General features: G+C 60.3%; 1 protein-coding gene. It reads right to left on the reverse strand.

Annotation, left to right across the window (positions count from 1 at the left end):
* Positions 1-556 (reverse strand): MFS transporter (locus DVK06_RS17060; protein ID WP_121601132.1); only part of this gene is annotated, 556 nt, incomplete at both ends.

The raw sequence follows: 556 nt of genomic DNA on the forward strand, positions 1-556 counted from the left end.
GGAGAGGGTGGAGATGATCAGCATGCCGAAGATGGCGCCGATATAGGGCAAGATAGCCAGCAGGCCCACTTGTTCCATATCGCCGTGGGTCAGCTCTTTCAAAATGGTCGGCAGCCACAGGGTGTAGCCGTAGATACCGGTCTGGTAGAAAAAATTCACCAGGATCGGCTGCCACATGATCCGGTCGCCGAGCACCCGGCGCAGCGAGGCGTTGCGCACCGTTTTTCCTTTGATCAGCAGCTGTTCGTCGTGCAGGGTCTTTACCAGATACTCTTTTTCCGCCTGCGAGATCCATTTGGCCTCCTGGGGCCGGTTGCTGATGGTGAAGTACCACAGCGCCATGACGACCAGCGACAGAGCGCCCTCCACCAGAAACAGCATGCGCCAGTCCCAGGCGGTGATGATCCAACCCGACAGCGGGGCGGTGAGAATGCCGGCGATCGGCACGAACATGATGACGATGGCGTTGGCGCGGCCGCGCTCCTTATCCGGGAACCAGCTACTGATCATGGTCAGCACCACCGGCAGCATGCCGCCTTCGGAAACGCCGAGGGCG

This window comes from Halorubrum sp. Atlit-28R (genome assembly GCF_003665955.1).
Taxonomy (GTDB): Archaea; Halobacteriota; Halobacteria; order Halobacteriales; family Haloferacaceae; genus Halorubrum; species Halorubrum tropicale.